Genomic DNA, 20,671 nt, shown 5'->3' on the forward strand with positions numbered 1-20,671 from the left:
ACACGTCCGGGTGAGTTCAGCGCATCAGCGCACCCTTCCGGCGGCGGCCCTCACACCGGCGGGGAAGAGAAGGCCCCGGCGCTCATCAGGCCGCCGGCGGCCGGGTTTGCGCCTGCGCGATCAGGTCGCGGACCCGTTCGGCGTCCGGCACGGCGACGAACTTCATCGGGGCCGACCGGGTGTTCGCGGCACTGACCATCGCGTCCAGGAAACCGCCGCTGCCGCCGAAGGAGACGGCGCCGACACCGTCCGCCCCGGCCTGCGCGACCGGCGGCGGCAAGGCGCCCAGGTAAGCCGAAGTGCGGGTCGCGCCCGAGACCCGGTCGGCGACCACCACCCGCCAGTTGGTGACGGCGTACACCGCACGGCGCAGCGCCCGTTGCCGCAGGGCGACCGGCACCCACGCGATCAGGAGCCCGCCCACGGCCCAGACCACCGGGAAGAAGCCGAGCCGTCCGTGGGCGAAGAACACGAGCCCGAGGGTCACCCAGACGACGCCGAAGGCCAAGCGGTACCAGTCCGTCCCGTCGAGCGCGAAGCGCTGCGGGCGTCCCGACCAGAGCAGCTGCTCACCCGGCAACAGGACGTTCGTCGGCAGGTCCACGGTGGTCTCCCCCTGTCTTTGCCGAGCTCACGCACGGGAACCGCCGGTGGTTGCCCCGATCCGGCTCAAAAGAGCGAATCATCCGGTTCGTCGGCGCGCTGCCGACGGCGAGCCGCGCCGATCGCCCGGGCGAGCAGCGCACGCACCGCTTCCGGCTCGCCGATGCCCGCCAGCACGACGGGGAGCGGCCCGGACTTGAGCTGGTGGGCGCCGTACCTCGCCGCCGCCACGAGGTGCGGCTCGACCGGGCCGAAGGTGATGGTCCCGGCGCCGCCGCGCTCGGGCAGCACCACCGGCGCCGCGAGCGCGGTGAGCCGCGCGGTTGTGGTGCGGCGCCACACCACCCCGGCGTCGACGACCACCCGGCGGTCGGTGACGACGTAGGTCAGCCGCCGCAGCTGCAGGGCCCGCACCGGAACGTGGACGAGCAGCAGGCCGCAGCTCACCGCCATGGCGCCGATGGCCGGGCGCTTGTCCACGGAGATCAGAAAACCCACGAACCCGACACAGAAGGCCACGACCAGCATGGCCGCGAAGTAGTCGTACCGGTGGAACAGCGGCCGGTGCACCGGCTTGCCCGTCCACAGCACCCGTTCCTGCATGCCCGGAGCACGCTCGGGCGGGCGCCGCGGTTGCCCTCAGGCGGCCGAAGTGCCCGGTTCCGGCGGGGCTTGCCGTGCCTTGGCCTCACCGATGGCCTTGGTGAGCAGGTCGCGGACGCGCTTGGGCTCGCCGATGCCCATCAGCGTCACCGTTCCCGGCCCGAAGGTGAGGGTGCCGGTGCGGGACGGGCCCGGCTTGAGGACCGGCTCGGAAAGGCCGGCCAGCTCGCTGGCGCGTTCCTTCTGCCGGAACAGGCCCGAGCGCGCGATGACCCGGCTGTCGGTCACGGCGTAGGTCGTGCGCCCGAGCGCGAGGTACCGGACGAGCGAGCGGCCGACCGCGCCGTAGAGGCCGATCACGAGCACGACCAGCGCCGCGGTCATCGTGGGGCCGCTCGGCTCGTTCGCGAGCAGGAACCAGAGCGCGGCGGCCGCGAGAACGAGTCCGGCAGGGGCGATCACCCCGTCCGCGGCGACGTACAACGGGCGCTGGACCGGCTCTCCCGCCCACAGCACGCGCTCACCGGGTAGAAGATCGATTTCCCCTGCTGACATGGCCGAACACTACTCTGCCGAGGTGCCCTCCGCCGAGTGCCGAGCGCGCTGTACGTGCTCGAACACCCTCTGTGGGTGGTCGACGGTCGTGAGCTTGAGATCGCGTTCGGCGTAACGGTCGAGGTGGATGATCCGGCGCCGGCGCCGATCTTCGGCGTCGGCGAAGGTGATCGTGCCGGTGCCGTCGTCGTGCAGCTCCAGCGTGGGCGCCGGCAGTTCGCGCCACGGGTAGACCCGCTCGTCGAACTTGCCGTCCTCGTCGGTGTGGACGACGATCCGCCGGTCGGTCACGAAGTACTCGACCAGTTCGGCGTCGGCCTCCTGCCGCCGGGTGACGAAGATGCCCCAGCCGCCGAGGGCGATCGAGACGAGGGCTCCCACGACCTCCCCCTCGATCACGAACCACCCGGTGACGCCGAGCCAGAGCAGGAACAGCGCGACGAGCAGCTTCTTGTTCTTGACCTCGGCCGGCACCGGCCGCGGCGAACACTGCCACAGCAGGCTTTCGCCGTCGTCCAGCCTCAGTTCCCCCCGGTACACGAGCCCAAGCTACGCGGCGAGCGGTGTGACGGAAATCCGCGAGACCGGACCGATACCCGTCGGTTAGCGTGGGCAGCCGTGACGTGGAGTTCGTACGGGAGTTACCTGGTCATCGTCGTCCTGATCGTGCTCGCCCCGGGGCCGGACACGATGGTGATGCTGAAGAACGCGCTGTCCGGCGGATTCCGCGGCGGGCTGCTCGCGTCGCTGGGCATCTTCACCGGCAACGCGGTCCAGGGCAGTGCCGCCGCGCTCGGGCTCGGTGTCCTCATCGCGAAGTCGCAGCCGGTGTTCCTCGCGCTCAAGTGGGTCGGCGCGGCCTACCTCGTCTTCCTCGGCTTCCAGGCGCTGCGCGGCGCGTTCCGCGGCAACTACGACGTTGTCGAGCAGGCCCAGCGGCGTCGCGGCGGTGGCTTCCGGCGGTTCCGCGAAGGGTTCCTCTCCAACATCACCAACCCGAAGGTCCTGGTGCTGTACCTGTCGGTGCTGCCGCAGTTCCTCACGCCGGCCTCGAGCTTCGGGGACTCGCTGCTGCTGGCCTACACGGTCGCGGCGCTCGGCATGCTGTGGCTGCTGGTGCTCCTGGTGTTCGTGCACCGCGTCCGGACGTGGCTGGGACGCCGCCGGGTCCGCCGTGCGCTGGACGGCGTCACCGGCACCGCGCTGCTCGGCTTCGGCGCCGCACTGGCCCTGGAGTCCTGATGACGTGGAGCACCTACGCGGGTTTCGCCGGGATGATGGCGTTCCTGGCGATGATGCCCGGCCCGGACACGATGATCGTGCTGAAGAACGCCCTGACCGGCGGCGCCCGCGGCGGCGGCTGGGCCTGCGCGGGCATCAGCGTCGCGAACTTCCTGCAGGGCACGGCGGCCGCGCTCGGGCTGGGCGCACTGATCACGCGCTACCAGCCGGTGTTCGAGACGGTGAAGTGGCTCGGCGCGGCGTACCTGGTCTTCCTGGGCATCCAGGCCCTGCGCGGCGCCTGGCGCGGCGACTACGAGGCACTCGACGACGTGCGTCGCGCTCGCGCTTCCCGGAGCCGCCGGTTCCGCGAGGGGTTCCTGTCCAACATCACCAATCCGAAGGTGATCGTGTTGTACCTGTCGGTGCTGCCGCAGTTCCTCACGCCGGCTTCGACGTTCGGAGACTCGTTGCTGCTGGCGTACACGGTCGCGGCGCTGGGTGTGGTGTGGCAGGTGGTGCTGCTGCTGTTCGTGCACCGGGTCCGCGGCTGGCTGCAGCGCCGGCGTGTCCGCCGGATCATGGACGGCGCCACGGGAACGGCGCTCGTGGGCTTCGGCGCGGCGCTGGCCCTCGAAGCCTGACCCACGATCCGGAATTCGCGGCACGCCTTCACGCCGCCGTCCTAACCTGGCGTCATGACCTGGGGAACTTACGGCACCTACGTGCTCTTCGTTTTGCTCGTACTGATCGTGCCGGGGCCGGACACCGCTCTGGTGCTCAAGAACTCGCTCGCCGGCGGGCGGCGGGGCGGGGTGCTGACCGCGCTGGGCATCGGGTCCGGGAACCTCGCCCAAGGTGTCGCCGCGGCGCTCGGCCTCAGTGCCGTCATCGTCCGGTCCGAGCCGGTTTTCCTGACGCTGCGCTGGGCCGGCGCCGCGTACCTCGGCTACCTCGGCGTCAAGGCCCTGATCGCCGCGTGGCGCGGGGACTACAGCGCGCTCACGCGGACCAAGCCGGGTGGTGGGCGGCGGTGGCGTGAAGGTTTTCTCTGCAACCTCACCAATCCGAAAGTCCTCGTCTTCTACCTGTCGATGCTGCCGCAGTTCCTGACGCCGGAGTCCACGATCGCCGAGTCGCTGCTGCTCGCCACGACCGTCGGGGTGCTCGCGACGCTGTGGCAGCTCGTCATCGTCGCCGGGGTGCACCGGATCCGGGCCTGGCTGCAGCGGCGCCGGGTCCGCCGCACCCTCGACGGCGTCACCGGCACCGCGCTGCTCGGCTTCGGCGCCGTGCTGGCGGTCGACGCCTAGAGCGTCCGGTCCAGCCAGTCGTAGATCCGGCCGGCCGCGAGCCGCTGGGCGCCGACGTGGCAGTGGGCGTCGGCGCCCTCCTCCGCCGTGAACGTCATCAGCGTCTTCGGCGCCTTCAGGTGCGCGTACAGCCGGCGCGGCTCGGTTTCCCTGTCGCCTTCGGAGTCGCCGAAGAACAGGTCGTCCGCCGCTTCGCAGACCAGCGCCGGGCACGTGATCTTCTCCGCGATGCCGCCTTCGAGCGTGTACTCGAGGTACTTCGCGACGAACTCGCGGTCGGTCGCCGCGCCCAGTACGTAACGGCCGTGGTCGCACGCCCAGCGCAGCGTCGAGTTGGCTTGGCGTCCGGCGGCGAGCAGTGCGTCGAACTCCTCGTCCTGCTCCGCCCGGGCGCGGCGGACGATCTCCTCGCGCGACCACGGCAGCATCGACGTCACCGCCGAACCCGCGTCGTACACCCCGTCGACCGCGACGACCGCCGCCAGCCGCGGCTCGAACGCCGCCGCGCGCGGGGCGAGCACGCCGCCCAGGCTGATGCCGAGCAACGCGATCCGCGCCGGGTCCACGCCGTCGAGGCCGAGCACGAAGTCCACCACCGGCGTGACGACGTGCTCCCAGTCCGGCCGGAACACGAGCTTCTCGTGCCGGATCGCGCTCGGCTGGCCGGGGCCGTCGAACGTCAGCACGTGGTAACCGCGCTCGGCGCCGGCGGCCCCGCCCATGTAGTGGCACTCCTCGGCACTGCCGTCGAAACCGCTGTGCACGAGCAGCACCGGCTTCGGGCCCGCACCCGGCGCGCGGTAGAAGTAACCGCGCAGAACCGTTCCCTCGTAAGGGATTTCGACCGGCTCGGCGACGTCCGCGCGCCGGAAGCACTCGACACTGCGGTCGTACGCCGCCGCGATCCGCGGGTCCGCCGGGTCGCCGTGCAGGAAGAACTCCGCCGAGAAGTAGTAGGTCGACGCGCGCAGCAGCAGATCCCGCGCGGTCACCGGGCCCGCGTCGGCGGCTTCGGCGTACAACCGGTCGGCCAGGCCGCGGTAGGCGTCGTGCCAGCTGTCGTAGTCGCCGGCGGTGACACTCGACGCGGCCGCGAGGACCTCGCCGAAGTCCGAGCCGCCGTAGGCCGCGTGGCCGAACAGGCGCAGGGTCTCGAACCAGAACTGCGGGTCCTCTTCGAACATGAGCTGCTTCATCGGATTTCCTCCTCCACGAAGGTGCGGAACGCACGGGCGGGCCGGCCGGTGACCTGTTCGACGGCCGGGGTGACACGGTCTTCGGTGCCGTGCCGGATGTCTTCGTCGAGCGCGGCCAGCACCCGGGCGAACTCGGCGGGCAGGCCGAACGCCGTCAGGCGCGCGGTGAACTCGGCGGTGCTCACGGCGCGGTGGCGCACCGGACGTCCGGTGTGCGCGGCGACGATCCCGGCGGCCTCGGCGTAGCTCACCGCCGAAGGGCCGGTCAGGACGTGTTCGGTGTTGTGCGGTTCGGGATCGGTCAGCGCGCGGACGGCGACCGCCGCGATGTCCCCGGCATCGACGAACGCGACCCGGGCGTCGCCGGTCGCGGTGACGATCTCGCCGTCCCGCACGCCTTGGGCGACGAGGTGCTCACCGGTGAAGTTCTGCATGAACCAGGACGGCCGGAGCACGGCCCACTCCGGCGCCGCGCGCACCAGCCGTTGCAGGTCGCCGAGCCCGGGCGTCTCCGCCGTGACGGCCGACGAGCTGAGCAGCACGACCCGGCGGACGCCCGCCGCCAGCGCGTCGTCCAGGAACGGCGACACCAGCTTTGCCGGCGAAGCCTCACCGATCGGCGGCAGGAGGTACACCGCGGACACGTCGCGCACCGCGTCGGCGTGGGTGGTGCGGTCGGCCCAGTCGAACCGGACCTGGCCGGGCTCGCCGGGCTTGCGGGTGGCGGCCCGCGCTGGGACACCGCGAGCGCGCAGCCCTGCGACGACCCGGCTCCCGGTGGTGCCGGTGCCGCCGAGCACCAGGACGTCAGCCACGGCCGCCGCCGGTGAAGGCCGCGGTCAGCTCGTCGACGCCGCCCAGGACCTCGGCCGCGGCGAGCGGGCTCCAGTAGTCGCGGTAGCGCCGGATCTCATCACCGTCGAAGGTGATGACCGCGACGTACGACAGCTCGTACGGCTTCTGCGCGGCGACGGCGACACCCGCGACCGTCATCTCCACGACCAGCACGGCCGGGTCGGCGGTCTCGTGCACGGTCTTGGCCGTGACCTCCCGGATGTCCAGGAGGTTCGGGTAGTCGCGGAGGTACTCGCGGATCGCGTCGCGGCCCTCGACACGCGGCGGATAGCCCGGCGCGGCGAACGGGAACTCGAGGACGCCGTCCTCGGCCCAGAGCCCGGCGAACCCGGCCATGTCGTGCTTCAGCAGCAGGTCGAGCGCGTGGTCGACCAGTTCTCGTGGCTGCATCGGAGCCTCCCTGAGCGTTTGGACGGAACGGTACCGTCCCGACGTCACTGTAGACGGGACGGTACCGTCCCGTCCACCCGCTACACTGCGCCCATGGCACGCACCCCGACCGGCGCCGCGGTCCTCCAGCCCGAGGTCACCCAGGCCATCAGCGAGGCCGTCATGTGGGAGCTCGCCGAGCAGGGCTACGGGCGGCTCTCGATGGAAGCGGTGGCCAAACGCGCCGGCGTCGGCAAGAGCGCGCTGTACCGGCGGTGGGCGTCGAAGGACCACATGATCGCCTCCGTGGTGACGGAGTTCAGCGTGACCCGCGCAGCGGATGCCGACACGGGCTCGCTGCGCGGAGACCTGCGCGAGACGATGCAGGCCCTGATCGACTGGCTCACGCACCCGCTGTTCTCGCGGATCCTGCCGGACCTGGTCGCGGAGGACGCCCGCAACCCCGAGCACGGCCGCGGCCTGCGCGAGGCCATCGGCGGCCCCCGCCGCGAGGTCGGCGAGGCGATGCTGCGCCGCGCGATCACCCGCGGCGAGCTACCGGCGGACCTGGACATGGAACTGGCGCTCGACGCCCTGGCGGCGCCGATCTACTGGCGCCTGGTGGTCCGCCTGGCCCCGGCCGAGGCGGACTACCTGGACCGCCTGGTGACCTACGCCCTGCGCGCGCTCGGAGCCCGCGAGGTGTGAATCAGGTGCGGGCCGGTTCGCCGCTGACGCGCTTGATGTCGGCGCCCAGGCGGTTCAGGTTCTCGACGAAGTGCGGGTAACCGCGGTCGATGTGGAAGACGTCCCAGACCTCGGTGACGCTGTCCGCGCACAGCCCCGCCAGGACCAGCCCGGCGCCCGCGCGGATGTCGGACGCCCAGACCGGCGCGCTCGACAGCGTCTCGATGCCGCGGACCACCGCGTGGTGGCCGTCCGTGCGGGCGTCGCCGGAGAGGCGGACCATCTCCTCGATGAACCGGAACCGCGCCTCATAGACGTTCTCCGTGATCATCGACGTGCCCTCGGACACCGCCGACAGCGCCACCGCGAACGGCTGCAGGTCGGTCGCGAAGCCGGGGTACGGCAGCGTCACCCAGTCGACCGCCCTCGGCCGCTCCGGCTGGACCACGCGGAAGCCCTTGTCGTCGAACGTCGTGACGTCCGCGCCGGCCAGTTCCAGCTTGTTCAGCACCAGGTCGAGGTGGTGCGGGTTGACCCCGCGCACGGTGATGTCGCCGCGGGTCATCGAGGCGGCGAACGCCCAGGTCGCGCCGACGATCCGGTCGCCGATGACGCTGTGCTCGGTCGGGTGCAGCTGCTCCACGCCGTGCACGGTCAGCGTCGAGGTGCCGGCGCCGTCGATCTTCGCGCCCATCTCGGTGAGCATCGTGCAGATGTCGACGATCTCGGGCTCGCGCGCGCAGTTGTCGATGACAGTGGTGCCTTCGGCGAGCACCGCCGCCATCAGGATGTTCTCGGTCGCGCCGACACTCGGGAAGTCCAGCCAGATCTGCGCGCCGACCAGCGTCTCCGCCTTCGCGACGACGCAGCCGTGCTCGATGGTGCTGGTCGCGCCCAGCTTGCGCAGGCCGTTCTGGTGCATGTCCAGCGGCCGCGAGCCGATCGCGTCCCCGCCCGGCAGCGCGACGACGGCCTGCTTCAGCCGGCCGACCAGCGGCCCCAGCACGCAGACGGACGCGCGCAGCTTGCCCATCGCCGCCGAGTCCGCGCGGTGCGACAGCTCGGCCGGCGTGGTGATGGTGGCGGTGTCGCCCTCGATGACGACCTCGCAGCCGACGCTCCGCAGCACGTCGCCCATCAGCGGGACGTCGAGGATCTGCGGGCAGTTCGTGATGGTCGTGGTGCCCTCCGCGAGGAGGGCGGCGGCCATCAGCTTCAGCACGCTGTTCTTCGCGCCGACCACGTCGACCTCGCCGACCAGCCGGGCTCCGCCATGCACGTCGAAGTGCTCGCTCATGGCCGCCAATCATGCCCTCTCGCCCGGATTCGGCCCGGGCGGGGGCCGCTATGGTGGGTTCATGGTCGTTCGCATCAACCGCGTCTACACGAAGGTCGGCGACAACGGCACAACCGCGCTCGGCGACGGGTCGCGCGTGCCGAAGACGTCGCCGCGCCTGGCCGCGTACGCCGACACCGACGAGACGAACTCGGTGCTCGGGCTCGCGATCGCGGTCGGCGCGCTGCCGGCCGAAGTCACGGACGTGCTGCGCACGGTGCAGAACGATCTTTTCGATGTCGGCGCGGACCTGTGCCTGCCGATCTCCGACGACCCGCCGTATCCGCCGCTGCGGATCACCGAGAAGTACGTCGAACGGCTCGAGGGCTGGTGCGACGAGTTCAACGACCGCCTGCCGAAGCTGACGTCGTTCATCCTCCCCGGCGGCACCCCGGGTGCGGCGTTCCTGCACCAGGCGCGCACGGTGTCCCGGCGAGCGGAGCGAAGCGCCTGGGCGCTGCACGAAGCCGAGCCGGAGACGACGAACCCGATCGCGGTGAAGTACCTGAACCGGCTGTCGGACCTGCTGTTCATCCTCGCGCGGCTGGCGAACCCCGAGGGTGACGTGCTGTGGCAGCCGGGCGGGCAGCCCTCCTAGATCCCCCAGCTGTCCCGCAGTGTGCGCAGCGCCTGGTGGAAGCCGGGGAACGTCTTCTTCACGCACTCCGGGTCGTCCAGCGTGACGCCGTCGACCAGCAGGCCCGTGATGCTGAACGCCATCGCGATCCGGTGGTCACGACGGCACTTGATCAAGGCGCCGGCGGGCACGCCCGGCTGGATTTCGATCCAGTCGCGGCCCGTCTCGACCTGGATGCCCAGCGCGCGCAGGTTCTCCTCGCACGCGTCCAGGCGGTCGCACTCCTTGATGCGCGTGTTGTAGACGTCCTCGATGCGCACCGGCCCGGACGCGAACGGCGCGATCGCCGCCAGCGTCGGGACGGTGTCCGAGATGTCGCGCATGTTCACCGTGACGCCACGCAGGCCGTCCGACGGCCCGGCGACCGTCACCGAGTCCTCGTCGAGCTGCACGTGCGCACCCATCCGCTCCAGCACGTCGACGAACCGGACGTCGCCCTGCAGCGCCGTCGAACCCAGCCCCGGGACGGTCACCGTGCGGCCGGTGACCGCCGCCGCGGCCAGGAAGTAGCTGGCTGTCGACGCGTCGGGCTCCACCGGGTACTCGCACGCCTGGTACGGCTGCGGCGGGACGACGAACGTCTTGCCCTCGCGCCGGACGTCGACGCCGAAGCGGCGCATCATCTCCAGCGTGATCTCGACGTAGGGCACCGACACCAGGTCCGTCACCGTGATCCGCAGCCCCTCCGCGGTCAGCGGCCCGAGCAGCAGCAACGCCGTCAGGAACTGGGACGACAGACCCGCGTCCAGGGTCAGCTCGCCGCCCTTGACGCCGTTCGCGCGGACCGTCAGCGGGTGGTGGCCCGGCTCGCCCTCGAAGGTCAGGTCGACACCGAGCTCCTGCAGCGCGTCGGTCAGCGGCCCGAGCGGGCGCCGGCGCATCTGGTCGGAGGCGTCGAAGTGGAACGTCCCGGTGCCGGCCGCGGCCAGCGCGGGCAGGAACCGGGCCGTGGTGGCGCCGTCGCGGCAGAAGACGGCCGCCTCGGTGACGCCGGGACCCGAGGGGCGGCCCTCGATGGTCCACGCGCCCGGCTGCCGGTCGACGCCGTAACCCAGCTTGACGAGCCCCTCGGCGAAACCCTCGGTGTCGTCCGAATGCAGCGGACGGCCGAGGGTCGTGGTGCCGTGCGCGGCGGCGGCCAGGAACAGGCCGCGGGCGGTGACGGACTTGGAGCCGGGGATCTCGACGAGAGTCACGAACCCCAGTTTAGTGGGGTGAGATCTCGGCCATCGGGCCCCAGTCGGAGGCGTCCTGGACGTTGATGATCTGGGGGTTGTCGCTGATGTAGGCGCCCAGGTTCGCGGTGGCCCACTTGAAGTGGTCGGAGCCGACGTGCGCGACGGCGGCGTCCTGCCCCTCGAAGCCTTCGACCAGCACGTAGGTGTTCTTGTCCTCGAGGCTGCGGGACCACTCGAAGAACCGGTTGCCCGCCTCGCCGCGGGTGTTCTTGGTGTAGTCCGCGACGATGTCCGGCCAGGCTTCCGCGTGCTCCGGTTTGACCGGGAACTTGACCACGATGAAGATCATGCGCTCAACCGTAGGCCAAAACCGGAGTCGTGGCTGTCCCAGTTTGAGACAGTCAGGAAGCGCGCGGGAGCCGCCGCCCGGGCGGCGCGGATTCGAGCCAGGAGAGGAACCCGGTCAACGCGCCCGGCCCCATGGCGATCTCGATCGCCTCCTGGGTCTCGGACTCGCAGCGCAGCACGATGGCGCCTTCGGGAACGGCGTAGGCCTCACTGCCGGACGGGTCACGGCGGTCGGCGATCTGCATGCTGGCCCGCTGGAAGACGCGGTCGGGGCCGGTGCGCAGGCTCCAGACCCGATACCAGACGAACTCGTCACCCTCGTAGCGGCCCAGCCCCAGGTGCCAGCTGGACCGCGCGGCGTCCGGACGCCACCGCAGCGCGACGCTCACGCCCCCACCGCGGCGCATCCGGATCCACCGCTGGCCGTACCAGGCGACGAGCACGGCGAGCACGATCAGGAGCCCGGCTACCACCACGGTGATCTTCACGGCCCGGCTCCTGCCCGTCGCTCGCTCAGGCCGACTTACCTGCCGCGCGGAGCTGGGCCGAGGCCCTCGCCCGCTCGGTCTCGTCGTCGGCGCTCAGTGCCGCCTTGGCCGCGTCGACGTCGATTTCGTCGGAAAGTTCGGCGCTTTCGGCGAGGATGCTCACTCCGGTGCCGGTCACGGAGAGGAAACCACCGTGCACGGCCGCGCAGACCGTCTCACCGTCCGTGGTCGAAACCTTGACCACGCCACCCTCGACCAGCTGCCCGAGCACCGGTTCGTGGCCGGCCATGATGCCGATCTCACCCTCGGTGGTCTGGGCCACCACAAAAGTGGCGGTACCCGACCAGAGACGGCGCTCGACGGCCACCAGCTCCACGGACATCTCAGCCACGTAGCACTCCTTCGCTCGGGGTGTTACCACCGAGTGTAATAGGTCTGACTCGAGCTATGAGAACGGCGGGGGCCGGAGTCCACAATGGACACAGCCCCCGCCGAGCTCACGAGATCACTTCTTGGTGATTTCCTTGTACTTCTTCTCGAGGTCCTCGAGGCCACCGATACCCAGGAACGCCTGCTCCGGGTAGTGGTCGAAGTCACCCTTCGAGATGCGGTCGAACGACTCGATGGTCTCCGCCAGCGGCACCGTCGAGCCCGGGATCTGCGTGAACGCCTCGGCGACCAGCATGTTCTGCGACAGGAACCGCTCGATGCGGCGCGCGCGCTGAACGGTGAGCTTGTCCTCTTCCGAGAGCTCGTCCATGCCGAGGATCGCGATGATGTCCTGCAGCTCCTTGTACTTCTGCAGGATCCGGATGACCTCGGACGCGACGCGGTAGTGGTCCTCACCGACGATGGCCGGGTCGAGGATCGTCGACGTCGACGCCAGCGGGTCCACCGCCGGGAAGATGCCCTTCTGGAAGACACCACGCGAAAGCTCGGTGGTGGCGTCCAGGTGGGCGAACGTCGCGGCCGGCGCCGGGTCGGTGTAGTCGTCCGCGGGGACGTAGATCGCCTGCATCGAGGTGATCGAGCGACCCCGGGTCGAGGTGATCCGCTCCTGCAGCTGGCCCATCTCGTCGGCCAGCGTCGGCTGGTAACCCACGGCCGACGGCATGCGGCCCAGCAGGGTCGACACCTCGGAACCGGCCTGGGTGAACCGGAAGATGTTGTCGATGAACAGCAGCACGTCCTGGTTCTGCACATCGCGGAAGTACTCCGCCATGGTCAGCGCGGACAGGGCGACGCGCATACGCGTGCCCGGCGGCTCGTCCATCTGGCCGAACACGAGGGCGGTGTCGTTGATGACGCCGTCTTCGCTCATCTCCAGGAAGAGGTCGTTGCCCTCACGGGTGCGCTCGCCGACCCCGGCGAACACCGACGTACCACCGAAGTTCCGGGCGACACGGGTGATCATCTCCTTGATGAGCACCGTCTTGCCGACGCCGGCACCGCCGAACAGACCGATCTTGCCACCCTGGACGTACGGGGTGAGCAGGTCGACGACCTTGAGGCCGGTCTCCAGCATCTCCGTCTTGCCCTCGAGCTGGTCGAAGGACGGCGGGTTGCGGTGGATGCCCCAGCGCTCGAGGTCGTCGCCGTAGCCGGGCTCGTCGAGGCACTCGCCGAGCGCGTTGTAGACGTGGCCCTTGACCTTGTCGCCCACCGGCACGGTGATCGGCTTGCCGGTGTCGGTGACCTCGGCGCCCCGGACCAGGCCGTCCTGCGGCTGGAGCGAAATGGTGCGGACGAGGTTGTCGCCCAGGTGGCTGGCGACCTCGAGGGTCACCGTCTTGCGGAGCTGCTCGAACTCGATCTCCACCTTGAGCGCGTTGAACTGCTCAGGCACGGAACCGCGCGGGAACTCGACGTCGACGACCGGACCGGTCACCGACACGATGCGCCCCTTGGCGCGCGGGGCTTCAGTACTGGTCATCAATCATCACTTCCTGCTGCGGTGAGCGCGTTCGCGCCACCGACGATTTCGGAGATCTCCTGGGTGATCTGCGCCTGGCGGGCCTGGTTCATCTCCCGCGTCAGGTTGCCGACCAGCTCGTTCGCGTTGTCCGACGCGGCCTTCATCGCCGTCCGGCGGGCGGCCAGCTCGGACGCCGCGGACTCGAGCATCGCGGCGTAGAGCCGCGTGTTGATGTACTTCGGCAGAAGCGCGTCCAGCAGCTTGTCGGCGCTCGGCTCGAACTCGTAGCTGGGGAGCAGCCCGGCGGGCTTCTCCTCTTCTCCTTCGGAGTACTCGACCTCGAGCGGCGCGACGCGCTTGGCGGTCGGGCGCTGCGTCAGCATCGACACGAACTCGGTGTAGACGATGTGGATCTCGTCGACACCCTCGACACCGTCGGCGTTGCCGTGGTCGTCGTCGACGCCTCGCATGAACGACTCCACCAGGGCGTCCCCGGCCGCGACCGCGTCGGCGTAACCCGGCTGGTCGGAGAAGCCCGTCCAGCCGTCCACGACGACGCGGTTGCGGAACCGGTAGTAGTTCAGCCCCTTGTTGCCGGTGACGTAGACCTGCGGCTCCTTGCCCTCGTCGCGGAGGAGTTTGAGCAGCTCTTCGGTCGCGCGCAGCACGTTGGAGTTGTACCCGCCGCACTGGCCCTTGTCACTGGTCACGACCAGGACGGCGGCCCGCTTCGGGTTCGGGCGCTCGACCAGCATGGGGTGGTCGAGGTTGGCCGCCGCACCGGCCAGCGCCGAGAGCACCTTGGTGATCTCGTCGGCGTACGGCCGGGAAGCGGCGACCTTCGCCCGCGCCTTGGTGATGCGCGCGGTGGCGATGAGCTCCATCGCCTTGGTGATCTTGCCGATCGACTTGGTCGCCTTGATGCGCGACCGGAGTTCCCGGAGTTGTGCGGCCATGAGCTATCAGCTCACTTCTTCGGGGCGGGCTTGTTGACCTTGACGGTCTCGTGCCCGACCTTGTCGGAGTCCATGGCGTCCGCGTTCTCCTCGAGCGGCTTGCCCTCGGAGGTGGTGAACTCCTTCTTGAAGTCGTTCACGGCTTCGACCACGCTTTCGCGGGTCTCCTCGGGGAACTTGCCCGATTCGCGGATGCCCGAGAGCAGGTCGGCGTGCTTGCGCCGGGCCGAGTCGAGGAACTCGTGGTTGAAGCGGCGCACGTCCTCGGTCGGGACCGAGTCGTAGTGGCCGTTCGTGCCCAGGTACACCGTGAGCACCTGCTCCTCGACCGGGATCGGCGAGTACTGCGGCTGCTTGAGCACCTCGTACAGCCGGGCACCACGCTCGAGCTGCGCCTTCGAGGCGTCGTCGAGGTCCGAGGCGAAGGCGGCGAACGCCTCCAGCTCGCGGTACTGCGACAGGTCGATCCGGAGCGAGCCCGCGACGTCCTTCATCGCCTTGACCTGCGCGGCGCCACCCACGCGGGACACCGAGATGCCCACGTCGATGGCCGGGCGCTGGCCGGCGTTGAACAGGTCCGACTGGAAGAAGCACTGGCCGTCGGTGATCGAGATGACGTTCGTCGGGATGTAGGCCGACACGTCGTTGGCCTTCGTCTCGATGATCGGCAGCCCGGTCAGCGAGCCGGCACCCAGCTCGTCCGAGAGCTTCGCGCACCGCTCGAGGAGACGGGAGTGCAAGTAGAAGACGTCGCCGGGGAAGGCCTCGCGGCCCGGCGGGCGACGCAGCAGCAGCGAGATCGCGCGGTACGCGTCGGCCTGCTTGGTCAGGTCGTCGAACACGATGAGGACGTGCTTGCCCTCGAACATCCAGTGCTGGCCGATGGCCGAGCCGGTGTACGGCGCGATCCACTTGAAGCCGGCCGAGTCCGAAGCCGGGGCGGCGACGATGGTGGTGTACTCCATCGCGCCGGCGTCCTCGAGGGACTTCTTCACGGCCGCGATCGTGGAGCCCTTCTGGCCGATCGCGACGTAGATGCAGCGGACCTGCTTCTTCTCGTCGCCGGAGTCCCAGTTGGCCTTCTGGTTGATGATCGTGTCGACGGCGACCGCGGTCTTGCCCGTCTTGCGGTCACCGATGATCAGCTGGCGCTGGCCACGGCCGATCGGCGTCATCGCGTCGATGGCGGTGATGCCGGTCTGCAGCGGCTCCGACACCGGCTGGCGCTCGACCACCGAAGCGGCCTTGACCTCCAGCGGGCGGCGGTCGGTGGTCTCGATGTCGCCGAGGCCGTCGATGGGGGCGCCCAGCGGGTTGACGACGCGGCCGAGGTAGCCGTCGCCGACCGGCACGGACAGGACCTGGCCGGTGCGCTTGACCTGCTGGCCCTCTTCGATGCTTTCGAAGTCGCCGAGGATCGCGGCACCGATGGAGCGCGCGTCCAGGTTCAGCGCGACGCCCAGGACGCCGCCGGGGAACTCGAGCAGCTCGTTGGCCATGGCCGAGGGCAGGCCCTCGACGTGGGCGATGCCGTCACCGGCGTCCACCACGGTGCCAACTTCTTCCCGGCTCACGTCCGGGGCGTAACTCGAGACGTAGTTCTCGATCGCGCTACGGATCTCATCCGAGGAGATCGTCAGCTCGGCCATGTCTTTCCCGCTCTCGCTTCGTTCTTGCCAGTATGCAAAGTCTTGTGTGACCTGGGGCTATGCCCGGGCCAGCCGCCTGCGCAGAGCCGCCAGCTGACCCGCCGCGCTCCCGTCGATGACCTCGTCGCCGACGCGGACGACGAGCCCGCCGCCGAGCCGGGGGTCGATCTCGACGTGCAGCGCGATCTGCCGCCCGTAGATGTCGTTGAGCTTCGCGCCCAGCTGGGCGGTCTGCTCGTCGGACAGGGCGTTCGCGCTGGTCACGTACGCGACCGAGCGTTCACGGCGTTCCGCGGCCAGCTTGACCAGCTTGTCGAGCCCGACGCCGACGCCGCGGCCCTTGGCCCGGCGCACGACCTGCTCGACGAGGGTCTCGGTGACGACGTCCACCTTGTCGGCGAACAGCCCGCGCACCAGGGTGCGCTTGGCGTCGGCGGGACCGGCCAGGTCGGAGAGCGCCGTCTCCAGCTCCGGGGCGCCGGCCACGATCCGCGCGACCTGGAACAGCTGGGACTCGACGGTGTCGACGTTCCCGGTCTTCTCGGCCGCGGTCAGCAGCGCCGAGCGGCCGAGCGACTCGAGCCCGTCGGTCAGCTCGCGGGGGCTGGACCAGCGGCTGCCCGCCACGGCGTCGAGCACCTTCAGGGCCGGTTCGGAGAGCTTGCCGTCGAACAGCCGGCGCACCAGCCCGGTGCGCGCCTCCGGCGTCGTCGAGGCGTCGCTCACCGCCCGGCGCAGGCCGATCTCACGGTCCAGCAGGTCGACGACCGAGAGCAGCTCGTCGCCGACCGTGGCCGCGTCGGCTCCCGCGTCGGCCAGAACCTCGCCGAGGCGTTCCTCGGCGAGGCCGAGCGCTTCACGGCTCGCAGCATGCAGCGTCATTCCGGTCTACTTCCCCGCCCCACCAGCAGCACCGGCGGTGTCCAGCTCCGCGAGGAACCGGTCGACGGTGCCACGACGGCGCGCCTCGTCTTCGAGCGACTCACCGACGATGCGGCTGGCCAGCTCCACGGCGTTGCGGCCCATGTCGGCCCGCAGCTCGGCGATGATCTGCGCCTTCTGGGCCTGCAGCGCGGCCTGGCCCTGGGCGATGATCCGCTGGGACTCGGACTCGGCTTCGGCCCGCAGCTCCGCCTTGATCTGCTCGGCTTCGAGCCGGGCGTCGTCGCGGATCTTCGCGGCCTCGGACCGGGCGTCCTGGAGCTGCGCCCGGTACTTGGCCAGCGCCTCTTCGGCCTCGGCCTGAGCCTTCTCGGCCTTCTCGATGCCTCCCTCGATCTTCTGCGCACGCTCTTCGTACGCCTTCTCGAAACGAGGGACGACGTACTTCTTGAGAATGAACAGCAGGATCAGGAAGGCGACGATGCCGAGGATCAGCTCCGAGATGTCGGGGATGATCGGGTTGTGCGTTTCGCCCTCTGCGGCGAGGACCAGAGCACTGTTCAGCACGGCGTCTCCTTAAGCGATGAGCTAACGGAACTCAGCCGTTGGAGGCGATGAAGTAGATGACGATGCCGATCAGGGCGAGCACCTCGGTAAGCACGAAGGTGGCGTAACCGATGCCCTGGAGCTTGCTCTGCGCCTCCGGCTGACGCGCGGTGCCGTTGATGACGGCAGCGAAGATCAGACCCACACCGATGCCCGGGCCGATCGCGCCCAGGCCGTACCCGATGGCGGCGAGGCCGGGGTTGATGTTGACGGCCTGCTCCGCGGCCTGGGCCAGAACGATGTTGCTCACGTGCATTTCCCTTCACTTCGGTCCACGCGCTCGCGCGGATCGGGGGCTTGTGTTCTCAGTGCTCCGACGCCAGCGCGGCGCCGATGTACCCGGCAGACAGCAGGGCGAAGATGTAGGCCTGCAGCACCTGGATGAAGGCCTCGAGGAAGGTCAGGCCGATGGCGAAGATCCACGCCACCAGCGAAACCGGCTTCAGCGCCCAGCCCGACGTCTCGGTCAGCAGGAAGGTGCCGCCGAGGGTGAACACCGCCAGGATCAGGTGACCGGCGAACATGGCGGCGAAAACACGGATGGCGAGCGTCAGCGGGTTGAGGAAGAACTTCTCCGCGAACTCGATCAGCGCGAACAGCGGGAGGACCATCGGCGGCACACCGGGCGGCGCGAGTTCCTTCTTGAGGTAGCCACCCAGGCCGTGCTTCTTGATCCCGACGAAGTGGTACACCGGGTAGACCACCAGGACCGACAACGCGACCGGGAAACCGAACCGCGCCATGGTCGGGAACTGCAGCAGCGGGATGACCCCGTAGAGGTTGTTCACCAGGATGAAGGTGAACAGCGCGAAGATGACCGGGACGAACCGCTTGAAGTCCTTGCTGCCGATCTGTTCGCGCGCGATGTTGTTGCGGCTGAAGTCGTAGATCGACTCGGCGACGAACTGTCCCTTGCCCGGCACGACCTGCAGCTTGCGGGTCGCGAGCAGGAAGTACGTCGCGATGATCACGACCGAAAGCACGACCAGCAGCATCGGCTTGGTGACGCCGCCGAACAAAGCCGGCAACTCGAAGCTTTCGGCGCCGGGGGGGTTGAATGTCGCACCCTCGGCCAGTACCAGCGCGCCCACTGGGCTCCTTCCGGTTCTCCCGGCCGGCGTTCACTCCGCCGGGGGAATCGTCACGATCTGGACTTAACGTACCCGATACGCATCGGGACGTCGGAGGCGGCTACCCCACCGTCTGCCGAACACGACTTCACGTTCTGCACACGGGGTTTCTCGCGTGAACACTGCCCTGCGGTCTACTTCGGACCAGCGGCGGAAGAGGCGGAACTACACGGTCGCCACACTGCTGATCGCGGTTCGTCTTAGGGAGCGTGCAGCCGAGGCCGCCACCCTTGACGCGGACCATACCAGCAGGTCAATCAGTGCCGTACAGGCGTACTCCATACCAACCGATCAGCCCAGGACTTAGGTCCCGGGTGGTCCCGGGACCCAGGTCCGGAGCCGGGCGGGACCGGATCCGGAACGCCGCAGGCGAGCACTTCGGCGGGGTCCTGGCGGAGCGCGCGAAAGCGCACGGGCGTGGTCCCGGTCACACTCGGGTGGCCGCAGGCCGATTCACCGTGAGTAACGGAACTCCCCGGCAAAACGGACAGCCGTCAGGAGGTGACGATCACCGGGATGTTGGTCTTGCGGAAGGCGGCGAACTCGGCCCCGGCGGCGAGCAGGATGGCCACGATCATGGTGATCCCGAGCGACAGCGGGTGCAGGGCCGTGACGCCCTTCAGCAGCGTCAGCGCGCCGAACAGGACGAGGACCTTCACGACGTACCCGCTGAGCGCGATCACCATGACGAACATCGGGTCCTGGCCGGCGCTGAAGCGCATCAGGCCCAGGGTCGACAGCGACGCCAGCATCGCCAGCACCCCGCCGACGAGCGAGCCGAGGAAGCCGTGCAGGCCGTTGAGGATGCTGAACAGCACGATGCAGACCAGCACCGCGGGCGGGGTCACCAGCAGCGAAGCCTTCGTCATCGCGCGCGCGGCGTCAACCACGGGCTTGACGTGCGGGTTCTCCTGCGCTTCGGTCTCGCTCACGGCCTGCTCCCTGCTCGGTTCGACACCCGAGTGTAGAGACCCCGGCGGACTACGTTCCGGCCTGGTTGCGCGAGCGCAGCCGCGGGATGACCGAAACGACCACCGCGAACACCAGCCCGGCCCCGATGATCCACAGCGCCGCGACGTCGTCGAAGAGCGTCACCGACACCGCGCCGAAGGCGAGGATCCCGGCCCACAAGTAGATCAGCAGCACGGCGCGGCGCTGGGAATGCCCGATCTCCAGCAGCCGGTGGTGCAGGTGCATCTTGTCGGCGGCGAACGGGCTTTCGCCGCGGCGCGTGCGCCGGATGACCGCCATGATCAGGTCCAGCAGCGGCACGAACAGCACCGCCGCCACGACCACCAGCGGCGAGAGCAGCGCGATCGCGTCCTTGCCGCTGAACTGCGGGTACGGCACGCGCCCGGACGCCGACGTCGTCGCGCCGGCGAGCATCAGGCCGATCATCATCGAGCCGGAGTCGCCCATGAATATCTTCGCGGGCTGGAAGTTGTACGGGAGGAACCCCAGGCACGCCCCGGCGAGCGTCGCCGCGATCAGCGCGGGCGGGTACGTGCCGACGTCACCGCCGGAGCTGTCGAGCAGCCCGAGGGAGAACGCGCACGTCGCGGCGGCCGCGATGAAGCCGAGGCCGCCGGCCAGCCCGTCCAGGCCGTCGACGAAGTTCATCGCGTTGACCATCACCACGACCATCAGCACGGTGAGCAGCGCGCCCTGGTTCTTGTCGAGCACCAGCACCGAGCCGAACGAGTCGCCCTGCCCGCCCCACGGCACCCAGAACGACACCCACTGCACACCGAAGATGACCAGGATCCCGGCGCACATGACCTGACCGGCCAGCTTCGTCCAGGCGTCCAGCTCGAACCGGTCGTCGAGCGCGCCGATCAGGGAGATGACACCCGCGGCGAGCAGCACGCCCACCGAGTCGAACGAGGCGTCGAAGCCGTGTGACAGCGCGGGCAGCTGGTGAGCGAGGCCCATCGCGCCGGCAACGCCGAGGAAGATGCCGACACCACCCATCCGCGGGATCGGCGCGACGTGCACGTCGCGGGCGCGCGGGTTGGCGATCGCGCCGACGCGGATCGCGAGCCGGCGCACGAGGCCGGTCAGCAGGTAGGTCACGGCCGTCGCGGTCAGCGCGACGAGGATGTATTCCCGGATCGGGAGAAGACCGGATGTGGGCGGCACGGGTG

The 20,671-nt window shown here is 69.8% G+C and carries 26 protein-coding genes; 5 read left to right on the forward strand and 21 right to left on the reverse strand.

Annotated elements, in window-relative coordinates:
* Nucleotides 1-85: 85 nt before the first annotated feature.
* From ACIA5G_RS22080 to ACIA5G_RS22095, 4 genes are all read right to left on the reverse strand, one after another.
* Complete coding sequence (locus ACIA5G_RS22080) at nt 86-604, reverse strand: hypothetical protein (RefSeq protein WP_395925963.1); 519 nt, start codon at nt 602-604, stop codon at nt 86-88.
* Between the two features lie 65 nt (nt 605-669).
* Nucleotides 670-1,206, reverse strand: coding sequence for a hypothetical protein (locus ACIA5G_RS22085; protein WP_395925965.1), 537 nt, complete (start codon nt 1,204-1,206; stop codon nt 670-672).
* A 36-nt stretch (nt 1,207-1,242) separates the two neighbouring features.
* On the reverse strand, nt 1,243-1,761 hold the full coding sequence (locus ACIA5G_RS22090) for a PH domain-containing protein (protein ID WP_395925967.1): 519 nt from the start codon (nt 1,759-1,761) through the stop codon (nt 1,243-1,245).
* Between the two features lie 9 nt (nt 1,762-1,770).
* On the reverse strand, nt 1,771-2,301 hold the full coding sequence (locus ACIA5G_RS22095; protein ID WP_395925969.1) for a hypothetical protein: 531 nt from the start codon (nt 2,299-2,301) through the stop codon (nt 1,771-1,773).
* Between the two features lie 78 nt (nt 2,302-2,379).
* Between ACIA5G_RS22095 and ACIA5G_RS22100 the strand changes: the two genes are divergently transcribed.
* Genes ACIA5G_RS22100 through ACIA5G_RS22110 form a run of 3 tightly spaced genes read left to right on the forward strand, consistent with a single transcriptional unit; the run spans nt 2,380 to nt 4,295 of the window.
* On the forward strand, nt 2,380-3,003 hold the full coding sequence (locus tag ACIA5G_RS22100) for a LysE family translocator (protein ID WP_395925971.1): 624 nt from the start codon (nt 2,380-2,382) through the stop codon (nt 3,001-3,003).
* Nucleotides 3,003-3,626 carry a LysE family translocator gene (locus tag ACIA5G_RS22105; protein WP_395925973.1) on the forward strand — a complete coding sequence of 208 codons (624 nt, stop codon included), beginning with the start codon at nt 3,003-3,005 and terminating at the stop codon, nt 3,624-3,626. The genes ACIA5G_RS22100 and ACIA5G_RS22105 overlap by 1 nt, the downstream gene beginning before the upstream one ends.
* A 54-nt stretch (nt 3,627-3,680) precedes the next feature.
* Nucleotides 3,681-4,295, forward strand: coding sequence for a LysE family translocator (locus ACIA5G_RS22110; RefSeq protein WP_395925975.1), 615 nt, complete (start codon nt 3,681-3,683; stop codon nt 4,293-4,295).
* On the opposite strand, the gene ACIA5G_RS22115 is transcribed toward ACIA5G_RS22110, so the two are convergent.
* Genes ACIA5G_RS22115 through ACIA5G_RS22125 form a run of 3 tightly spaced genes read right to left on the reverse strand, consistent with a single transcriptional unit; the run spans nt 4,292 to nt 6,736 of the window.
* Nucleotides 4,292-5,491, reverse strand: a complete 1,200-nt coding sequence (locus tag ACIA5G_RS22115) for an alpha/beta hydrolase family protein (protein ID WP_395925977.1) — start codon at nt 5,489-5,491, stop codon at nt 4,292-4,294. The two genes, ACIA5G_RS22110 and ACIA5G_RS22115, sit on opposite strands and share 4 nt — an antisense overlap.
* Nucleotides 5,488-6,306, reverse strand: coding sequence for an NAD(P)H-binding protein (locus ACIA5G_RS22120; RefSeq protein WP_395925979.1), 819 nt, complete (start codon nt 6,304-6,306; stop codon nt 5,488-5,490). Before ACIA5G_RS22120 ends, ACIA5G_RS22115 begins: the two co-directional genes overlap by 4 nt.
* Nucleotides 6,299-6,736 carry a nuclear transport factor 2 family protein gene (locus tag ACIA5G_RS22125; protein WP_395925981.1) on the reverse strand — a complete coding sequence of 146 codons (438 nt, stop codon included), beginning with the start codon at nt 6,734-6,736 and terminating at the stop codon, nt 6,299-6,301. The genes ACIA5G_RS22120 and ACIA5G_RS22125 overlap by 8 nt, the downstream gene beginning before the upstream one ends.
* A gap of 93 nt (nt 6,737-6,829) precedes the next feature.
* Here ACIA5G_RS22125 and ACIA5G_RS22130 point away from each other — a divergent pair, with 93 nt between their 5' ends.
* Nucleotides 6,830-7,423 carry a TetR/AcrR family transcriptional regulator gene (locus tag ACIA5G_RS22130; protein WP_395925983.1) on the forward strand — a complete coding sequence of 198 codons (594 nt, stop codon included), beginning with the start codon at nt 6,830-6,832 and terminating at the stop codon, nt 7,421-7,423.
* A gap of 1 nt (nt 7,424) precedes the next feature.
* Here the strand turns inward: ACIA5G_RS22130 and murA are convergent, their stop codons facing one another.
* Nucleotides 7,425-8,699, reverse strand: a complete 1,275-nt coding sequence (gene murA, locus ACIA5G_RS22135) for a UDP-N-acetylglucosamine 1-carboxyvinyltransferase (RefSeq protein WP_395925985.1) — start codon at nt 8,697-8,699, stop codon at nt 7,425-7,427.
* A 61-nt stretch (nt 8,700-8,760) separates the two neighbouring features.
* Between murA and ACIA5G_RS22140 the strand changes: the two genes are divergently transcribed.
* Nucleotides 8,761-9,336 (forward strand): cob(I)yrinic acid a,c-diamide adenosyltransferase, encoded by a 576-nt coding sequence (locus ACIA5G_RS22140; RefSeq protein WP_395925987.1) that lies wholly within the window; start codon nt 8,761-8,763, stop codon nt 9,334-9,336.
* On the opposite strand, the gene aroA is transcribed toward ACIA5G_RS22140, so the two are convergent.
* From aroA to ACIA5G_RS22205, 13 genes are all read right to left on the reverse strand, one after another.
* Nucleotides 9,333-10,571 (reverse strand): 3-phosphoshikimate 1-carboxyvinyltransferase, encoded by a 1,239-nt coding sequence (aroA, locus tag ACIA5G_RS22145; RefSeq protein ID WP_395925989.1) that lies wholly within the window; start codon nt 10,569-10,571, stop codon nt 9,333-9,335. The two genes, ACIA5G_RS22140 and aroA, sit on opposite strands and share 4 nt — an antisense overlap.
* A 10-nt stretch (nt 10,572-10,581) precedes the next feature.
* Nucleotides 10,582-10,902 (reverse strand): putative quinol monooxygenase, encoded by a 321-nt coding sequence (locus ACIA5G_RS22150; RefSeq protein WP_395925991.1) that lies wholly within the window; start codon nt 10,900-10,902, stop codon nt 10,582-10,584.
* A 52-nt stretch (nt 10,903-10,954) separates the two neighbouring features.
* Complete coding sequence (locus tag ACIA5G_RS22155) at nt 10,955-11,389, reverse strand: DUF2550 domain-containing protein (protein WP_395925993.1); 435 nt, start codon at nt 11,387-11,389, stop codon at nt 10,955-10,957.
* Nucleotides 11,390-11,414: 25 nt separating this feature from the next.
* Nucleotides 11,415-11,780, reverse strand: coding sequence for a F0F1 ATP synthase subunit epsilon (locus ACIA5G_RS22160; RefSeq protein ID WP_395925995.1), 366 nt, complete (start codon nt 11,778-11,780; stop codon nt 11,415-11,417).
* A 114-nt stretch (nt 11,781-11,894) separates the two neighbouring features.
* The gene (atpD, locus tag ACIA5G_RS22165; RefSeq protein WP_395925997.1) at nt 11,895-13,322 is read right to left on the reverse strand and encodes a F0F1 ATP synthase subunit beta; all 1,428 of its coding nucleotides are present in this window, start codon (nt 13,320-13,322) and stop codon (nt 11,895-11,897) included.
* A complete protein-coding gene (locus ACIA5G_RS22170; RefSeq protein WP_395925999.1) occupies nt 13,322-14,260 on the reverse strand; it encodes a F0F1 ATP synthase subunit gamma in 939 nt (312 codons plus the stop codon). The genes atpD and ACIA5G_RS22170 overlap by 1 nt, the downstream gene beginning before the upstream one ends.
* 11 nt (nt 14,261-14,271) lie before the next feature.
* Nucleotides 14,272-15,909, reverse strand: coding sequence for a F0F1 ATP synthase subunit alpha (gene atpA, locus ACIA5G_RS22175; protein WP_395926002.1), 1,638 nt, complete (start codon nt 15,907-15,909; stop codon nt 14,272-14,274).
* A gap of 57 nt (nt 15,910-15,966) precedes the next feature.
* Nucleotides 15,967-16,791 (reverse strand): F0F1 ATP synthase subunit delta, encoded by an 825-nt coding sequence (locus tag ACIA5G_RS22180; protein WP_395926004.1) that lies wholly within the window; start codon nt 16,789-16,791, stop codon nt 15,967-15,969.
* A 6-nt stretch (nt 16,792-16,797) separates the two neighbouring features.
* Complete coding sequence (locus ACIA5G_RS22185) at nt 16,798-17,358, reverse strand: F0F1 ATP synthase subunit B (RefSeq protein ID WP_395926006.1); 561 nt, start codon at nt 17,356-17,358, stop codon at nt 16,798-16,800.
* 31 nt (nt 17,359-17,389) lie between these two features.
* Nucleotides 17,390-17,647 carry an ATP F0F1 synthase subunit C gene (locus tag ACIA5G_RS22190; protein ID WP_395926008.1) on the reverse strand — a complete coding sequence of 86 codons (258 nt, stop codon included), beginning with the start codon at nt 17,645-17,647 and terminating at the stop codon, nt 17,390-17,392.
* 55 nt (nt 17,648-17,702) lie between these two features.
* The gene (atpB, locus tag ACIA5G_RS22195; protein WP_395926010.1) at nt 17,703-18,488 is read right to left on the reverse strand and encodes a F0F1 ATP synthase subunit A; all 786 of its coding nucleotides are present in this window, start codon (nt 18,486-18,488) and stop codon (nt 17,703-17,705) included.
* Nucleotides 18,489-19,021: 533 nt separating this feature from the next.
* Nucleotides 19,022-19,459 carry a hypothetical protein gene (locus tag ACIA5G_RS22200; protein WP_395926012.1) on the reverse strand — a complete coding sequence of 146 codons (438 nt, stop codon included), beginning with the start codon at nt 19,457-19,459 and terminating at the stop codon, nt 19,022-19,024.
* Nucleotides 19,460-19,508: 49 nt separating this feature from the next.
* Nucleotides 19,509-20,666 carry a glycosyltransferase family 4 protein gene (locus tag ACIA5G_RS22205; protein WP_395926014.1) on the reverse strand — a complete coding sequence of 386 codons (1,158 nt, stop codon included), beginning with the start codon at nt 20,664-20,666 and terminating at the stop codon, nt 19,509-19,511.
* Nucleotides 20,667-20,671 lie beyond the last annotated feature (5 nt).

The organism is Amycolatopsis sp. NPDC051758 (assembly GCF_044453095.1).
Lineage (GTDB): Bacteria > Actinomycetota > Actinomycetes > Mycobacteriales > Pseudonocardiaceae > Amycolatopsis.